This is a genomic window from Bradyrhizobium sp. WSM1743 (assembly GCF_000473065.1).
In the GTDB taxonomy this organism is placed as follows: domain Bacteria; phylum Pseudomonadota; class Alphaproteobacteria; order Rhizobiales; family Xanthobacteraceae; genus Bradyrhizobium.
Genome location: NZ_AXAZ01000013.1, coordinates 53,027 through 69,722, shown reverse-complemented (window position 1 = coordinate 69,722; position 16,696 = coordinate 53,027). Strand labels below are relative to the sequence as shown.

The 16,696-nt window shown below is 64.7% G+C and carries 14 protein-coding genes and 1 pseudogene; 7 read left to right on the top strand and 8 right to left on the bottom strand.

Annotation, left to right across the window (positions count from 1 at the left end):
• Position 1: 1 nt before the first annotated feature.
• From YU9_RS0110975 to YU9_RS0110965, 3 genes are all read right to left on the bottom strand, one after another.
• Positions 2–1,315, bottom strand: coding sequence for a GGDEF domain-containing protein (locus YU9_RS0110975; RefSeq protein ID WP_027572866.1), 1,314 nt, complete (start codon positions 1,313–1,315; stop codon positions 2–4).
• A 545-nt stretch (positions 1,316–1,860) separates the two neighbouring features.
• Complete coding sequence (gene pncB / locus YU9_RS0110970; RefSeq protein WP_027572865.1) at positions 1,861–3,165, bottom strand: nicotinate phosphoribosyltransferase; 1,305 nt, start codon at positions 3,163–3,165, stop codon at positions 1,861–1,863.
• Positions 3,166–3,270: 105 nt separating this feature from the next.
• Entirely contained in the window at positions 3,271–4,191 is a 921-nt protein-coding gene (locus YU9_RS0110965; protein WP_027572864.1) for a LysR family transcriptional regulator, read from the bottom strand.
• 101 nt (positions 4,192–4,292) lie between these two features.
• On the opposite strand from YU9_RS0110965, the gene pcaH reads away from it, so the two are divergent.
• A complete protein-coding gene (gene pcaH / locus YU9_RS0110960; RefSeq protein WP_027572863.1) occupies positions 4,293–5,081 on the top strand; it encodes a protocatechuate 3,4-dioxygenase subunit beta in 789 nt (262 codons plus the stop codon).
• 5 nt (positions 5,082–5,086) lie between these two features.
• Positions 5,087–5,713: a protocatechuate 3,4-dioxygenase subunit alpha gene (gene pcaG / locus YU9_RS0110955; RefSeq protein WP_027572862.1), complete on the top strand. Its 627-nt coding sequence runs from the start codon at positions 5,087–5,089 to the stop codon at positions 5,711–5,713.
• A gap of 24 nt (positions 5,714–5,737) precedes the next feature.
• Here pcaG and YU9_RS0110950 read toward each other — a convergent pair whose 3' ends face one another.
• Both YU9_RS0110950 and YU9_RS0110945 read right to left on the bottom strand, forming a co-directional pair.
• The gene (locus YU9_RS0110950; protein WP_027572861.1) at positions 5,738–6,349 is read right to left on the bottom strand and encodes an NYN domain-containing protein; all 612 of its coding nucleotides are present in this window, start codon (positions 6,347–6,349) and stop codon (positions 5,738–5,740) included.
• 351 nt (positions 6,350–6,700) lie between these two features.
• Positions 6,701–7,606, bottom strand: a complete 906-nt coding sequence (locus tag YU9_RS0110945; RefSeq protein ID WP_027572860.1) for a helix-turn-helix domain-containing protein — start codon at positions 7,604–7,606, stop codon at positions 6,701–6,703.
• Between the two features lie 50 nt (positions 7,607–7,656).
• Between YU9_RS0110945 and pobA the strand changes: the two genes are divergently transcribed.
• On the top strand, positions 7,657–8,829 hold the full coding sequence (gene pobA, locus YU9_RS0110940; protein ID WP_027572859.1) for a 4-hydroxybenzoate 3-monooxygenase: 1,173 nt from the start codon (positions 7,657–7,659) through the stop codon (positions 8,827–8,829).
• A gap of 176 nt (positions 8,830–9,005) precedes the next feature.
• Here pobA and YU9_RS51030 read toward each other — a convergent pair.
• From YU9_RS51030 to YU9_RS0110925, 3 genes and pseudogenes are all read right to left on the bottom strand, one after another.
• Positions 9,006–11,155, bottom strand: a pseudogene (locus YU9_RS51030) (CHASE2 domain-containing protein).
• A 19-nt stretch (positions 11,156–11,174) separates the two neighbouring features.
• The gene (locus YU9_RS0110930) at positions 11,175–11,843 is read right to left on the bottom strand and encodes a hypothetical protein (protein ID WP_027572858.1); all 669 of its coding nucleotides are present in this window, start codon (positions 11,841–11,843) and stop codon (positions 11,175–11,177) included.
• 185 nt (positions 11,844–12,028) lie between these two features.
• On the bottom strand, positions 12,029–13,168 hold the full coding sequence (locus YU9_RS0110925; protein ID WP_027572857.1) for an HD domain-containing phosphohydrolase: 1,140 nt from the start codon (positions 13,166–13,168) through the stop codon (positions 12,029–12,031).
• 268 nt (positions 13,169–13,436) lie between these two features.
• Between YU9_RS0110925 and YU9_RS0110920 the strand changes: the two genes are divergently transcribed.
• From YU9_RS0110920 to YU9_RS0110905, 4 genes are read left to right on the top strand one after another with little or no spacing between them, the layout of a single operon-like run.
• On the top strand, positions 13,437–13,760 hold the full coding sequence (locus YU9_RS0110920; protein ID WP_027572856.1) for a lipid asymmetry maintenance protein MlaB: 324 nt from the start codon (positions 13,437–13,439) through the stop codon (positions 13,758–13,760).
• Entirely contained in the window at positions 13,760–14,125 is a 366-nt protein-coding gene (locus YU9_RS0110915; RefSeq protein WP_027572855.1) for a response regulator, read from the top strand. The genes YU9_RS0110920 and YU9_RS0110915 overlap by 1 nt, the downstream gene beginning before the upstream one ends.
• On the top strand, positions 14,122–16,203 hold the full coding sequence (locus tag YU9_RS0110910; protein ID WP_027572854.1) for a chemotaxis protein CheA: 2,082 nt from the start codon (positions 14,122–14,124) through the stop codon (positions 16,201–16,203). The genes YU9_RS0110915 and YU9_RS0110910 overlap by 4 nt, the downstream gene beginning before the upstream one ends.
• Positions 16,203–16,664, top strand: coding sequence for a chemotaxis protein CheW (locus tag YU9_RS0110905; RefSeq protein ID WP_027572853.1), 462 nt, complete (start codon positions 16,203–16,205; stop codon positions 16,662–16,664). The genes YU9_RS0110910 and YU9_RS0110905 overlap by 1 nt, the downstream gene beginning before the upstream one ends.
• Positions 16,665–16,696: the final 32 nt, after the last annotated feature.

Below are 16,696 nucleotides of genomic sequence, written 5' to 3'. Positions count from 1 at the left end.
GTCAGGCGCGCGCTGCCTCGCGCGGCCGGAGCGCGGCGGCGACGGTAACGACGCCCGGTCTTCCGCTCTCGACCTGAACCCGGTTGCGTCCCTTGTCCTTGGCGCGGTAGCAGGCGGCATCCGCGCGCCGCATCGCATCCTCGAGCGTGGTGTTGCGGTCGGTGATGCAGGCGACGCCGATGCTGGCGGTCACCGCGAAGCAGCGATCGTCCCAGGCGAAGCTGAACAGTTCGAGCGATCGTCGCAGTCGTTCGGCGATGTCGACGGCGTTTGATGGCGCGCACTGCGGCAGGATCAGGCCGAACTCGTCGCCGCCGAGCCGGGCCACCAGATCAAGCGACTGCCTGTCGTGTTGCAACAGGCGCGCGATCTGGCAGAGCAGGCGGTCGCCCGCGAGATGGCCGCAACTGTCGTTGACGTTCTTGAACTGGTCGAGGTCGAGCAGGATCAGGGCGAGCGGACCTGCCGCGGCATTGTCCAGCTCGCCTTGCAGGCGCGCCTCGAAGGCGCGGCGATTGGAAAGGCCGGTCAGCCAATCGTGCGATGCCTGCCAGGCGAGGCGCTCCTTCTCGGCATGCAGGGCGTCTTCGAAGGTCTGTCGCTGCAGCACCAATCGGCGCGTGTGCCAGATCAGGAGCAGGATCAGCGTTGCGGCGGTGACGATGTTGACGAACGTCAGCGTCACCTTGATGGCACGGGAGCCCTCACCGAGGACGGTGGAGAACCGCTTGGCATGAACAGTGAACTGCGCGTTGAGCTCCGAGAGCCGGGACGACAGGAAGTGCAGGCGGCCGTCGTCCTGAATGGGGCCCCTCGCCAGCTCAGACCGGATCACCTCGCCGAAGACGCTCAGCTCCAGCAGTATGGGATCCGTGGCTGCCCACTCACGGATCGCTTCCTGGAGGAAGCTGACGCGGTTGAAGTAGCGAAACAGCCAGATCAGTCCCGGGACGTCATCGGGATGGTTGCCGCCTTGCAGGAAGCCGATGCGGGCCGCCTCGACGTCGACCGGATCGCGCTGGAGCGCCCAGCGCGCGAACTCGTCCCCGATGGGAACGGCGAGCGAGGCCTGATATTGCGCGAACTGGCTCTGCTCGCCCGAATGCAGATAGCGATTGAGGAAATAGACGGCGTTCTTCTGCGAGCGCGACCACAACGCTTCGCCGGCGACATAGGCGCGGACCGAGGACATCACCTCGAGGCTGAATCCCGCGACCGCCGCCTGGAGCACGACGACCATCACGAAAGGCGAGACGAGCTTGATGACGTGAAGGAAACTATGTCCCTTCGTCGAGGTCGCTGTTCTGCGAGACACCCTGCATTCCCCAAATCGATCAACGATCCCAGCGGAGCGTTGCGCGCCTGCAACGCAAAGTAGAGGAGAATGTTGCTGAACTCGACCTGAAAAGCGCAAGCGACTGCGTCGCAGGGTGAAAGCGCCGTGAAGTGGATGCGCGCAGATCGCCTCAAATGCCGGTCGAACGGAACTGGCGCGGCATCGGTGAGCCAATGCCTCGCATTCATCGTGCGCGGTTTACTCGATATAGGGAAGTCCGCTCCGCAGCTAAAGCGTGATGAGATAAGGCTCGATAGCCGCAACGGCGAAGGTGGGCTCTCTCTCCCGCCTGCGGGAGAGGGTTGGGGAGAGGGTGCTTCCGCAATGGGACAATCCCCTAGTGGGGAGAGCCCTCACCCGGCGCTTCGCCATAGCCGAGGCTTTGCCTCGGCGTCTCTTGAGTTGACGGCCGCCGAAGGCGGCCTTCGCCTCTCTCGCATCCGCCTTCGCCACGGCTTCGGCGGACGAGAGCGGGAGAGGTGAGCGAGCCCGCGGCAATCGATTGGACCTAATGCGACTCCACCTTACACCAGCACCGGCTTGCGCACGCGACCGGCGTCGCCGAACACGCGCAGGTAACGCTCGATCTCCGAGGGAAGGCCGGTCGCCTTCTCCGGATTGTCGGAGAGCTTGACGGCCGGACGTCCGTCGACCGACGACACCTTGCAGACCAGCGAGATCGGATCGAGATCGAACGAGCCGTCCGGCGTGCAGCCGACGAAGTCGTTGGTGAGATTGGTGCCCCAGCCGAAGGAGAGCCGCACACGCCCGGCGAAGTGCTGATAGGTCTCTTCGATCGAGCCGACGTCCATCGCGTCGGAAAAGACGAGCAGCTTGTCCTTGGGATTGCGGCCCTTCTTCTGCCACCAGGCGACGATCTCCTCGCCGGCCTGGATCGGCGGCGCGCTGTCGGGGCGGAAGCCGGTCCAGTCGGCGACCCATTCCGGCGCATCGCGCAGGAAGGCTTTGGTGCCGAAGGCGTCGGGCAGCGCGATCAGGAGGTTGCCGCCATAGGTCTGGCGCCACTGGTCGAGGATGCGGTAAGGCGCCCAGCGCAATTCCTCATCGTCCCTGGCGAGCGCGGCTGCGACCATTGGCAGCTCATGCGCGTTGGTGCCGATGGCTTCGAGATCGTTGTCCATCGCGAGCAGCACGTTGGAGGTGCCGATGAAGGAGGAGCCGAGGCCTTCCTTCACCGCCTCGACACACCAGCGCTGCCAGAGGAAGCCGTGGCGGCGGCGGGTACCGAAGTCGGACAGCCGCAAGTTCTCGAGCTTGCGCAGCCGCTCCACCTTGGTCCACAGCTTCGCCTTGGCACGGGCGTAGAGCACGTCGAGCTCGAAGCGGCCGCGGCCCTTCATCGCCGCACGCGAGCGCAGCTCGTTGAGGATCGCAAGCGCCGGAATCTCCCACATCGTGGTGTGGGTCCAGGGCCCATGGAAATGCAGCTCGTACTGGCCTTCGACCTTGCGCAGCTCGTACTCAGGAAGGCGGAATTCCGCCAGCCAGCGGATGAAGTCCGCCGAGAACATATGGGTCTTGCCGTAGAAGGTGTTGCCGGCCAGCCAGATCAGCTCCTTCTTGCTGAAGCGGATGGTGCGGGCGTGGTCGAGCTGGGCGCGCAGCTCGCCCTCGTCGATGATCTCGGCGAGCCGCACATGGCGCGAGCGGTTGATGACCGAGAAGGTCACCTTCTGACTCGGGTAATCCTCCCGAATCATCTGCAACATCAATAACTTGTAGAAGTCGGTATCAAGCAGGCTGCGGATGATGGGATCCAGCCGCCAGCTGTGATTGTAGGTCCGGCTCGCAATGTCGGTCACTGTCATGAGAGGATTTTAGCGCGGCTCCCCTTGCGCAACCAGTGGGTTTGGGAAGGGCAGTCTTGCGGATGGCGGCACCCGATGTCTGCGCTTGATATCAGGACTTTGATATCAGGACTTGGCGGCCGTCGCCGCGACGGCCTCGAGCTGGCTCCTGACCCAGCGATGGGCCGGGTCTTTCTGGTAGCGCTGGTGCCAGACCATGAACATCGGCAGCTCGGCCAGGGTCCGCGCGCGGGACGCGAGCGGTATCGGCGTTTGCGCAAAACCGCGCATTACGCCGGATGCGAGCAGGCTCGGCATGCTCGCAAGCATATGCGAGCCGCGCAGGAAGGACGGCACGCCCGAGAAGCTCGGCACGGAGATCGCGATGTCGCGGTGGAGCCCGTTCGCGGCCAGCCGGCGGTCGAAGTCGAGGCGCTCATTATCGGTATAGACCACTGTGATGTGACGCGCCGCGAGATAAGCGTTGCGGCTGGCCGGCGCGGCACGTGCCTTTGCATCGTAGTAGCAGATGTAGTGATCCCTCAGCAGCCGCTTCTGCACGATGTCGACGCCGGATGGCGGCAGCGGCGTGATCAGGAGATCGCAGCGGTTCTCGCGCAGCATCGCAGGCGAGGGCGATTGCGAGGGGATCACGCGCAGGTTCAAGCTCTTCACCTGGCCGGCGACATGGCTGAAGAAGCGCGGCAGCAGCAGGTCGCGCTGCAAGTCGTTGGCGGCGATCGTCAGCGACAGCTGGGCCTGGGCCGGCGCGAAGCTGACGCCGCCGGCAAAGCTGCGCATCTCGTCGATCAGCGCGCGTGCCTTGTCGGCCAGCGCCTGGGCATGGGCCGTCGCAACGATGCCGCGGCCGGACTTGGCGAACAGCGGATCGCCTGCGATCCGCCGCAGCTTGTTCAGGGCGTGGCTGACGGCGGATTGCGTCAGGCCCAGGCGTGTTGCGGCCGCCGTGACCGAGCCTTCCTCCAGCACGGCGAGGAACAGCCGGAGGGCGTGGCCGTCGAGGGCCAAACGATCGATTTCATTCATGCAATATATTATAATCGATCTATTTATCTGTGGAATAGGCCGGCCCATGATCTCCCGACAAGCCGCGCCCGACCCCGGGCTCCCAGGGAGAGACAACGCCGATGAATGCCCAGGCACCAGCCTTGCGGGATCCCCGCCTCAACCGCCCTGAGCCCTTTACGCCGCCGCTCGGCGACGGCGGTTTCTTCCAGCGTGATCGTTCCGTCCATCCGCCGGCACATGCGCCGGGGTACAAATCCTCGGTGCTGCGCTCGCCGCGCCAGGCACTGCTGTCGCTGGAGAGCTCGATCTCGGAGATCACGGGGCCGGTGTTCGGCCACAACGATCTCGGCCCGCTCGACAACGACCTGATCCGCAACTACGCCAGGGATGGCGACCCCGTTGGCGAGCGCATCATCGTCCATGGCCGCGTGCTGGACGAGACCGGCCGCGGTGTTCCCAACACACTGGTCGAGTTCTGGCAGGCCAATGCCGGCGGCCGCTACCGGCACAGGAAGGACACTTATCTGGCGCCGGTCGATCCGAATTTCGGCGGCTGCGGCCGCGCGCTCACCGACGATACCGGCTACTACTATTTCCGCACCGTGAAGCCGGGACCCTATCCCTGGCGCAACTACGTCAACAGCTGGCGCCCTGCCCACATCCACTTCTCGGTGTTCGGCTCGGGCTTCGCCCAGCGGCTGATCACGCAGATGTATTTCGAGGGCGATCCTCTGATCCCGGTCTGCCCGATCCTGACGACGATCCCGGACAAGGATGCGCTCGACCGCCTGGTCGCGCCGCTCGACCTCAACGCCTCGACGCCGTTCGACTCGCTCGCCTACCGCTTCGACATCGTCCTGCGCGGCCAGCGCTCCACCTATTTCGAAAACCGCACCGCGGGGAACTAAAGCCCATGCCGCAGCCGCTCAACTATCTCAAGGAAACCGCCTCGCAGACGGCAGGGCCCTACGTCCATATCGGCTTGATCCCGGCGATGGCCGGCTTCGACATCTTCGAGAAGAACTTCTCCAACGTGCTGGTGACGTCGAACACCAAGGGCGAACGCATCACGCTGGAAGGCAGGGTGCTCGACGGCACCGGCACGCCGCTGCGCGACGTGTTGCTGGAGATCTGGCAAGCCAATGCGGCCGGCCGCTACAACCATCCGGCCGATCGCTCGGCCGGCGCGCTGGAGGAAGAGTTTCGCGGCTGGGGCCGTGCCGGTTCCGACTTCGACAGCGGCCTCGTCACCTTCGAGACCATCAAGCCGGGCGCGATCACCGACAAGGCGGGCCGCAAATGCGCACCGCACGTCAATGTCTGGATCGTCGCGCGCGGCATCAACATCGGCCTCAACACGCGGCTCTACTTCTCGGATGAAGAGGCGGCCAATGCCGCCGATCCCGTGCTCAACCTGATCGAGCCGCCGCTTCGCCGCAAGACGTTGGTCGCGACGCGCAGCGAGCGCTCCGGCAAGGTCGTGTACTCCTTCACGATCAATTTGCAGGGGCTGGAGGAGACGGTGTTCTTCGACGTGTGAGTGTTCGGAGGCCGTCTCGCAGGGTCACTCGACCCGGTCGTCGCGTTTGATCGTTCCGCGCGCGAGGAATTGCGGTGGCTGCCGCAGCTCGCGCGATCCCGGCCGCTCGACCGGATCGCGCCCCAATTTTGGTCTCAGGTCTGCCAAATCAATGAAGACGTCCGCCTGCCGGCGCAGGTCGTCGGCGACCATGGGCGGCTGAGTGGAGAGTGTGGAAACGACCGTGACGCGGACACCGCGGCGTTGCAGGGCTTCCACCAGCGAACGGAAATCCCCGTCGCCCGAGAACAACACGATCTGATCGACATGCTGGGCGAGCTCCATCGCGCTTACGGCGAGATCCACGTCCATGCTGCCCTTCACCTTGCGACGGCCGGTGGTGGCGTCGACGAACTCCTTGGTGAGCTTGGTGACGACGGTGAATCCGTTGTAGTCGAGCCAATCGATCAGCGGGCGGATCGACGAATATTCCTGATCCTCGATGACGGTCGTATAGTAGAAGGCCCGGAGCAGCGTACCTCGGCTCTGAAATTCACTGAGCAGGCGCCTGTAATCGATGTCGAAGCCGAGCGCCTTGGCGGTGGCATAGAGATTGGAGCCGTCGATGAAGAGCGCGATCTTCCCAAACGAAGACATTATGCACAAATCCCCAGGTCGGCACGAAAGCTGACGGTCCAGCCGAAATGGCGCGGTGTGTCGGCCGGAAAATACTGAAGGCGCCGATGGCTTGCTGAAAAAGCGGCGCAGACGACCGGACAGGGTTGGCCGTCTTGCGCCGAGGTTAGGGAGGAAGTTCCATGCCACCAGCGCCAGGGCGCCGAATGCAGTCACGCTAAGGCGTTCGCATCCCCTGCTCAATTGTACGGAGGTAAAGGGCCTCTATCCAAAGGATGGGGCGCCATATACGAAGGTAAGTGGCAAGCAGAGCCATCGCGGCTCGCAACGTGGGCGTCGACCACACGTGCCCCGGGTCTTTGGTCCGATGCGTCAGCCTTCGTCGCCATGGAGCTGCGCGCGAAACGCGCGCGGCGATACGCCCGTGGCTGCGGCGTAGACCCGGCTGAAATAGGCGGGATCATCGAAGCCGAGCGCATAGGCAATCGTCGAGACCGGCAGGTTGGTGTAGACGAGGTTGCGCCGCGCCTCGCGGATCAGGCGGTTGAGGATGAGGTGCGAGGCGGTGTCGCCGGTCGCCGCCCGGGTGATCCGGTTGAGATGCGTCGGGGTCACCGACAGCGCCTTGGCATAGTCGGCGACGCTCCAGCGCTGCAGATGATGCTGCTCCAGCAGTGCCTCGAAGCGGCGGAATAATCCGCTTTCCGCCGTACCGTTGCCGCCGCTCCCGCCCGCGAGCGCACGTGCCACGAGCCCGATCATGGCCGACGACAAGGCGCGGAGCACGTGCGCACGGCCGAAATCGCGAGCGGCGTGTTCGGCGAAGATCTGCTTCATGATGGCGCGGATCTGCGGCGTGCCGCGCACCACGCCCGATTGCGCCAGGACACCGCGCAGGCCTTCGGCCGAGAGCAGCGCCTCGTCCAGGATCTCGGCGGCGATGGTCAGTACCCAGCCCTGGGTATCCGGCACAAAGCGGAAGCCATGGACGTGGCCGACGGGCACGTTGACGATCTGCATCGGCTTTAGCGGCACCACCCGCCCGTCAAGTGTCCCCTCGCCGCCGCCGCGCTCGATCAGCAGCACCTGATGCAGCCTGGCATGGCGATGCACGGCCAGCGTCCAGTCGTGCAGCACCGAGCGGGACGCGATCGTCTCGCAATGCACGACGTCAGGCAGATCGCCGGACTCGCCGAACAGATTGTAGACCCGGATCGGCGGGGCAGGGGCGGCATTCTTCATGTTCGAATAGTACAAGACAATGACGAAACCCTCCATCGGTTTGCAGCGCCGATTCTGCAAGAAAGTGCCGACGGGAGGACGCAAAAATGAAAGTTCAGGTCTGTATCATCGGCGGCGGGCCGTCCGGGCTGCTGTTGTCCCAGCTCCTGCACCTCAAGGGCATCGATACGGTCGTGCTGGAGAAATACAGCCGCGATCACGTGCTCGCCCGTATCCGCGCCGGCGTGCTCGAGCACGGTTTTGCAAAGCTGATGCGCGAGGCGCAATGCGGCGAGCGGATGGACCGCGAGGGCGAGATCCACAACGGATTCGAGATTGCCCATGACGGCGTGCTGTCCCATATCGACCTGCACAAGCATTCCGGCGGCAATTCGGTGCTGGTCTACGGCCAGACCGAGCTGACGCGCGACCTCTACGAGGCGCGCGATCGCCTCGCCGGCAAGGTCGTGCACAATGCCGAGGAGGTGACGCCGCACGATCTGACATCGGAGCGGCCCTATGTCACCTATCGCTCGAACGGTGAAACGATCCGCGTTGATTGCGACTACATCGTCGGCGCCGACGGCTTTCACGGCGTCAGCCGCAAGTCGATCCCGAAGGACGTGCTGCGTGAATATGAGAAAGTCTATCCGTTCGGCTGGTTAGGGGTGCTGTCGCGAACCAAGCCCGTGTCGCCCGAGCTGATCTATGTGAAGCACGAGCGCGGCTTTGCGCTCTGCTCCCTGCGTTCGCAGGTGCTCAGCCGTTACTACATTCAGGTGCCGCTGACCGACAAGGTGGAGGACTGGAGCGACGATGCTTTCTGGGCCGAGCTGAAGCGCCGCCTGCCGGAGGAGGTCGCCGGCCGCCTGATCACGGGCCCGTCGATCGAGAAGAGCATCGCGCCCTTGCGCAGCTTCGTTGCCGAACCGATGAGCTATGGCCGCCTGTTCCTCGCCGGCGATGCCGCTCACATCGTGCCACCGACCGGCGCACGCGGGCTGAACAGCGCCGCGTCCGACATCTACTACCTCTACCACGCCTTGCTCGCGCATTATCAGCGCGGCGACGAGTCGGGCCTCAAAGGCTATTCTGCCAAGGCGCTCGCGCGGATCTGGAAGGCGCAGCGCTTCTCCTGGTGGATGACGATGCTGCTGCATCGTTTCCCCGACCGGCTCGAATATGAGGATCGTCTGCAGCAGACGGAGCTGGACTATCTGCTCTCGTCCGAGACGGCGCAGCGATTGCTTGCGGAGAATTACGTGGGGTTGCCGTTCTAGGCGCCCTTGACCCTCCCCTGGAGGGGGAGGGTCGATCGCGCGCAGCGCGAGCGGGGTGGGGTGGTCTCTCCACGCGGGCACCATCTCGGTGGAGAGACTGTCACCCCACCCCGTCTCACATTTCGCTGTGCTCCATGTGAGCCGACCCTCCCCCTCCAGGGGAGGGTAAGAGGCCGCTACTTCCCTTCCAGGATATTGACCGGCGTCCAATCCGACGGCGGTGGATTTGCGGCAAGAGTTCTCGCGCGCTTGGTGAACAACGCCGCCGCCGGATCGCTCTCCGCCGTCTTTCCGAACGCATCCGCGGCCTTCGCAAACTCCCTTGCCCGCCAGCACGTCAGCCCCTCCGCATACGCCGCGGCGACCTTCGCCTGCGCGGCAGTCTCCGCGCCCGTCTCCGCGAGCGGCTCGAACACCCTGATCGCCTCGCCGCGCCCCATCACCCTGATCGCATCGAGCTCGCGCCAGGCGAAGGTGTCGCCGGTCTGCGCGACCGTCGCTTCCGATGCCATGATCGCGGTGCCGTAATATTTGTTGGCGCCCTCGAGCCGCGAGGCGACGTTTACGGTGTCGCTCATCACGGTGTAGTTGAAGCGGCGCCGCGAGCCGATATTGCCGACCACGGCTTCGCCGCTGTTGAGTCCGATGCGATGCGACAAGCCATGACCGGCGAACGCGGGATTGTTGGCATTGAGCTCGGCCAGCTTCTCGTGGCACTTCAGCGCAGCACGAACCGCGTTGCGCGCATGCGCGGGGTCGTCTGCGGGCGCGCCGAACATGGCGACGATGGAATCGCCGATATATTTGTCGACGTAACCGCCATGGCCCTCGATGATGTCGGTCATGGCGGAGAGATATTCGTTCATCAGCGTGACCAGCTCGCCCGGCGTCATCGTCTCTGCGATCGAGGAGAAGCCGCTGAGGTCGGAGAAGAACATGGTGACGTAGCGCATTTCGCCGCCGAGCGCCGGCATCTTGCCGGAGGCGACCATGATCTCGATCACCTCGGGCGCGAGATAGAGCGCAAAGCTCTTGCGCAGGAAACGCTCGTCGCGGTCGGCCAGCACGAAGCGATAGCCGATCATCATGGCGAGCGCGGCAAGACTCGCGAGCGCAGGCTCGGTCAGCGGCAGTGCCAACGCATGCACGAACGCGCCGACGGCAACGGCTGCGTAAACGGCGGTGAGGGCGAGCCAGGCGATCACCGCGCCGGCGGGTGCGAGCATGCAGGCCGCGCAGGCGATGATCGCTGCGAGCGCAATCGTGAGAATGGTCCGCATGGGAAAGCCGAGCTCGGTCACCGCATCCTGCTCGATCAGGTTGCGGATCACAGTGGCATGCACGAATACGCCTGCAATGTCGCTGCGGGTCTTCTGTGCGGTGCTGGCAGGGGCAGGCAGCGCGCATCGTGACCCCCGCGAGCCGTCATATCCGCCGGACAGCCGCATCGAGGTTAGCTTGCGATCCTCGAAATTGAGGATGGTGCCGAGCAGCACGACCTTGCCCTCGAAGGCGCGGCGGAAGAAATCGCGGTCGCCTTTCTCGACGCAGGTGTGCAGATCGGCGAAAGAATAGGCCGGGACGTCGCGGCCAGGCCGCGGAAGTTGAGCGTGAGCGTGTTGGGCACTGCGCTCGGGATGGCATAGCCGGATAATTCTGTCGTACCGGACGGCGCGATCTCGGGCTTGCTACCGAGGGCCCGCGCGGCGAGCTCGACCGCCATCGCCGGAACCGGCTTGCCGTCGATGGAGAAGCTCAGCGGCATTCGCCGGATCACGTCGTCGGGATCGGTGTGGACGTTGAGAGCGCGGACATTGTTCTTCACCGCCAGCTGCTGTGCGCGGTAGGGCCTGTCCGGATGGTCGTTGCTCAGGATTTCGCCGAGCACGAGCTTGCCGCCGTCGGAGAGCTGCCGCAGCGCGATGAGGTAGTCCCGATCGAACCCCCTCACGCGGCTGCCGAACGACGCATCGCCAAAGGGAATCTCGGATTGTTCGATCGAGCTCGGAAAGATGACGTCGAAGCCGATCACCTTGGCGCCGCCTTCGGTGATGTTGCCGAGCACCCGGCCGATCTCGCGCGTCCAGGTCTGCGTCGGCGATCCTTTGAAGGGTGGCGTGTCGTAGGTCTCCCCGTCGATCGCCACGATGACGACTGGCGACGTCGCGGGATCGCGGCGGTCGCCAATGATCTTGCCACGCAGCGCCGTGAGGATGTCGAGAGAAAGACCTTGCAGCATCTGAAGCGGTGGTGACGTGAAGACCGCGCCCGCAAGGAGCGCGATCAGGATCGCCGCAACGATGTCCCGCCTGCCGATCCGCCGCATCGCGCCTTCGCTAGGCTTCCTATTCGAGCCGCAGCAGGCGGCCGATGATCGGTGTCGGCGAGGCGGTGGCGCTGGCGTCGATCTGGAAGGTGTAGCGCTTGGCACCGAGAATGGCGAGATAGCTGCCGCCCGGGGTCAGTGACTTCCCGGCCTTGGCAAAATCATAGAACTTGCCGCCGATCATGGCATCGCCCTTGAGCGGCACGCTGATCGTGGGTTCCTTGCCGTCGGTGCGCTCGATCACCAGTGTGCTGCCGGCTTTGGCTTGCACCAGCGGCGAGACGCCGTAGAGCGTCGGCAGCTTGGCCGGCGCGCCCTTCGCGTCCGACCGCATGGTGCGGAAGGTCGTTGCGGCACTCTGGTTCGCCTCGCGCTCGGACAGTTTTGCCGCATTGGTGTCGCAGGGCACCTTTTCCCGCTTGACCTCGCCGAGCTGCACGGTGCTTTGCTCGGCGCCGACCAGAACGACACCTTCGCTGATCGTCTCGCGCTGGCAGGATTTGAGGTAGCTGAGCGTGATGCTGGCCTTGGGGCCGAGCTTGATAATCTTGCCCGGCGCCACATAGTCCATGAACGCGATGCCATCGACCTTGCCCTGGACGTCCTCGACGATCGCGGCAGGAGTCTCCGCCAAAGCGGGGGCCGCAAGAAAGAACGCGCCGACACCGGCGCCGATCAGGCTTTTCATGGGAATTCTCATCCAATTCGACGATGCTCTGGTGCCCCGTCCTGGTTCGATGCCTAGCAGCAGGGCGCCCAGGCAAGTGTGACCAGAATCACTCTTAGTTGTTGGTGCCACCTTAGCAGGAACAGGTTCAAACCGGCGACCGCAGAAAAATGGAGCCGCGGCAAGATGTTGGGGGATTGACCATGTCAGGCGGTCGGGACGGCCTCGGCCGAATGGTCCTCGCCTGAGGGGCTCTCCGCCGCACTCTTTATACTGGGAGCGAGAGGGGCCTCGGTCCTTTGAAAAGGAATCGTCCGCTGACCGGCGGCGATCTCGACCACCTCGTCCCAGCGCGACAGGAAGGCCTCGACGCAGGCCGGATCGAACTGCCGGCCCGCGTTCTCAGCCAGGTAAGCGCGCGCCATCTCGAGCGCCATTGGCTCCTTATACGGCCGCCGCGTTGTCAGAGCGTCGAAGACGTCGGCGACAGCGACCACGCGCGCGGCGACCGGGATTTCATTCGCCTTAAGGGCGTTCGGATAGCCCGCGCCGTCCCAGCGCTCGTGATGACCTGCGGCAATTTGCGCCCCGAGCCGGATCAGCTCGCAGCTGGAATCGGCCAGGATCCGCTCGCCGATCGTCGCGTGGGTGCGGATCACCGCCATCTCCTCGTCGGTCAGCTTGCCTGGCTTCAGCAGGATATTGTCGGGAATGGCGACCTTGCCGACGTCATGCAGGGGCGCGGCCAGATAGATATCGCGGCAGAGCCGGGCCGGCAGGCCGAGCTGCTCGGCGATGATGCGGCTGTACCTGGCGACCCGCAGCGTGTGCTCGCCGGTGTCGTTGTCGCGGTATTCGACCGCGAGCGCGAGCCGCAGGATGATCTCCTCCTCCCGCTCGCCGAGCTTTCGCGTCGCTGCGGCGACTTCGCTGGCCAGATGCGCGGCGCGGTCGTTGAGCTTGCGTACGGCTGCACCAAGCTGAATCAAATTCCGCAGGCGCACCGTCATCTCGACGCTCTGCGGTGCCTTGGGCAGGAAATCGGTTGCACCCGCCTGCAGCGCTTCCATCTTCACGTCGTCGGTCTGCCGGGACGTGATCATCGCGATCGGGATGTCGGCGCAGCCGGGAAGGGTGCGGAGCGTGCGGATGAAGCTGATGCCGTCCATGTGCGGCATCTCGTAATCGACCAGGACGAGGTCGAAGACGCGCTCGCGCGCGCAGGCCAGCGCCTCCACGGGATCGAGGAAGGTGGTGGCCTCGACCAGACCTTCGGCCTCGATGTGCCGTTTCAGGAAGTTGAGGACGGAGCGGCTGTCGTCAACCAGAAGCGCTTGGGTCAGCATCGGCGGCCGGGGCTCTCTTCGCTGGCAAAGGCACGAACCCCTTGCATAGCCCGCACAAATTTAACGCGAAGCAAATGCGTCGTACGGGTGCGCGTCGATGGGTATGCGCGTCTTGCATGAGATTTCGACAGACTATGCACGGTTGCATGCATTCGCGCGAAGTCCTTGGGAATGTGACCCGTAGTTGTACGGAGTCCTCCGTTAGGGGTTTGCTCATCTGATTCACGTCAAACGTGTATCGGAAAGTTTTGCAAAGGCGGGGGCAGCGATGGCGCTCAATCCGACGGAGCCGAAGTGGTCGTTGCGGTTGCCCGCCGATTGCAGCATCGCGGCCATTCGCAGCGTCTACGACCTCATTCGCGAGGCGTTCGGTCGTCAGGAGCGGCTCGAGATCGATTGCTCCAGCGTCGACAAGGCCGACGTGACGTCGATCCAGCTTCTGCTGTCGACCGCCAAGACGGGCGAGGCCCAGGGCCGCCCGGTGGTCCTGACCTCCTTCTCACAGTCTCTGCGCAACACCCTTCGCCGCGCCGGCTTCACGAGCGAGGCGCTGATCGATCAGCATTTCCCGCAAAAGAAAGATGGCACCTGATGGCCACGATTCTGACCGTCGATGATTCCCCCAGCATTCGGCAAATGATCAAGGTCGTGCTCGAGCCGGCCGGTCACAACGTGATCGAGGCCGGCGACGGCGCGCAAGGGCTCGCCAAGGCGCAAGCCGGCAAGCTCGACCTCGTCATCACCGACCTCAACATGCCCGTCATGAACGGGCTGGAGTTGATCCGCGCACTGCGCAAGCTGCCGGGTGCGGTCGGCATGCCCATCGTCTTCCTGACCACCGAATCCAACGACACGGTGAAGCAGGAGGCCAAGAGCGCCGGCGCCACCGGGTGGATCACCAAACCCTTCAAGCCTGAACAGTTGCTCGCCGTGGTCGGCAAGCTGGTGCGCACATGAGCGCAATGGACCCGACCGAGGTCTTCCGTCAGGAAGCCAGCGAGCTCTTCGAAGTTCTTGAAGGGGCCCTACTCGATCTCGGCCAGCGTCCCGACGACCGCGAGCTGGTCGATTCTGCCTTCCGCGCCCTGCATACGATCAAGGGGTCGGGCGCCATGTTCGGCTTCGACAAGGTCGCCTCCTTCACCCACGAATTCGAGACTGCCTTCGATCGCGTCCGCAGGGGCGAGATCAAGCCGACGCAGGAGCTGATCTCGGTCGCACTTGCCGCCAAGGACTACATCCGCGCCTTGATCGAGGACCCGCAGTCGACCGATGACATCATCGGCGAGGCCATCCTCGACGACCTCAAGCGCTTCGTCTCCGCCGACAAGCCGGCCGCTCCGGCCGTCGAGCTCGCCGAGGCGCCGCCGCTGGCGCCTGGCGAGAGCAAGCAGGCCGGCTGGCACCTGTATCTGGAGTTCGATTCCCACATCCTGCGCAACGGCTCGAATCCGCTCGACCTGTTGGAAGATCTCTGCAAGCTCGGTCCTTGCTTCGTCGTGCCTGTCACCGACGGCATCCCGTTCCTCGACGAGATGGAGCCGGAAGACTGCTACCTGAAGTGGGACGTCAAGCTGCACGCGGCTTGCAACAAGGACGCGATCGACGACGTCTTCATGTTCGTCCAGGACGAGATGAAGCTGACGCTCTCGCCTTTGGAACATGTCCAAGCGCCCGCGCCGGCCCCGCTGTTCCAGCTGCCCGACGAAGAGCCGGTGATCGCCGAGATGGCTGCGCTGGTGGTGGAGGCCGTCGCCGAGCAGCCCGCCGCAAAGGCGGAGCCCCAATCTGAGGCGAAGCCGGAGGTCAAGCGCGAGGCGGCACCCGCGCGCCGCGAGGACGCCAAGCAAGAGCGCGGCATCGCCACCGTTCGCGTCCAGGCCGAGCGCCTGGACGAGCTGATGGACCGCGTCGGCGAGCTCGTCATCGCCCAGGCGCGGCTGACCCAGCTTGCCGCCTCCGGCTCCGACCTCTCGATCAAGATGATCGCCGAGGAGATCGAGCGTCTTGCCTCTTCCTTGCGCGACACCACGATGGGTGCACGCATGGTACCGATCGGCTCCTTGTTCGGCCGCTTCCGCCGCCTCGTGCACGATCTGTCGCGGGATCTGTCCAAGCCGGTCGAATTCGTCACCTCGGGCGAGGATACCGAGCTCGACAAGACCATGATCGAGTGCCTGGCTGACCCGCTGGTGCACTTGATCCGTAACGCCATCGACCACGGCATCGAGGACACCGTCACCCGCGCTGCCAATGGCAAGACCGAGCAGGGCCGGATCGAGCTCGCCGCCGTGCATTCCGGCGCGCAGGTGCTGGTCACGGTGAAGGACAATGGCGGCGGTCTCAACACCGCGCGCATCCGCGCGAAGGCGGAAGAGCAGGGGCTGATCGCGGCCGGCGCCGTGCTGACCGACCATGAGATCCATCAATTCCTGTTCCACCCGGGCTTCTCGACCGCGCAGACGATCTCTGCGCTGTCGGGCCGCGGTGTCGGCATGGACGTGGTCAAGCGCACCATCGAGAATATGCGCGGCTCGATCGACCTGTCGACCAAGGCCGGCCAGGGCACCACCGTGACGCTCCGCCTGCCGCTCACGCTCGCGATCATCGAAGGCCTGCTGATCCGCGTCGGCGAAGGCCGCTACATCATCCCGCTGTCTGCGGTGGAGGAGTGCGTCGAGCTGACGGCCGAGGACGAGCGTTCGCGCGGCCGCAACTTCCTCAATGTGCGCGGCAATCTCGTGCCCTTCCTGCGCCTGCGCGAGCTCATGTCGGCCTCCGGCGCGCCCGATCGGCATCAGAAGACGATCATCATCTCGACCGGCGAGACCCGCGTCGGCCTCGTCGCCGACCAGATCATCGGCAACCACCAGACCGTGATCAAATCGCTCTCCAAGCTGCACTCCGACGTCACCATCTTCTCCGGCGCGACGATCCTCGGTGACGGCACGGCGGCGCTGATCCTCGACGTCGCGCAGCTGGTCGCGCTGGCGCAGTCGAAAGTCGAGAAGCAGCATATCAACGAGGCGGCGTGATGACCCAGGATTTGGCGCGCGAGCAGCAGTCCGGCGCAATGCAGGTCGTGATGATCGGCCTCGGCGAGGAGAAATTTGCACTCGACGCCGGTCTCGTGCGCGAGATCATAGATCCGGTCCCCGTGACCAAGGTGGCAGGCGCGCGCGCCTTCGTTCCCAGCGTGATCAACGTCCGCGGCAACGTCATTCCGCTCGCCGATCTGCGGATTCGCTTCGGCATGCCGCAGCTCGACAACTCGGCCGACACGCGCATCGTCGTCATCGAGCTCGAGCTCGACGGGGAGCCGGTTCTGGTCGGCGTCACCGCCGACAAGGTCTACGAGGTCACGGAGATCTCGCAGACCGACGTGCAGCAAACGCCGCGCGTCGGCATGCACTGGAAGCCGGAATTCATCCGCTTCATTGCGAAGTGGCGTGAAGAGTTCGTCATCGTTCCGAACATGGAACGCATCCTGAATTGAAATGAGGTCTCGGGCGAGACCGGGGTAGGGGC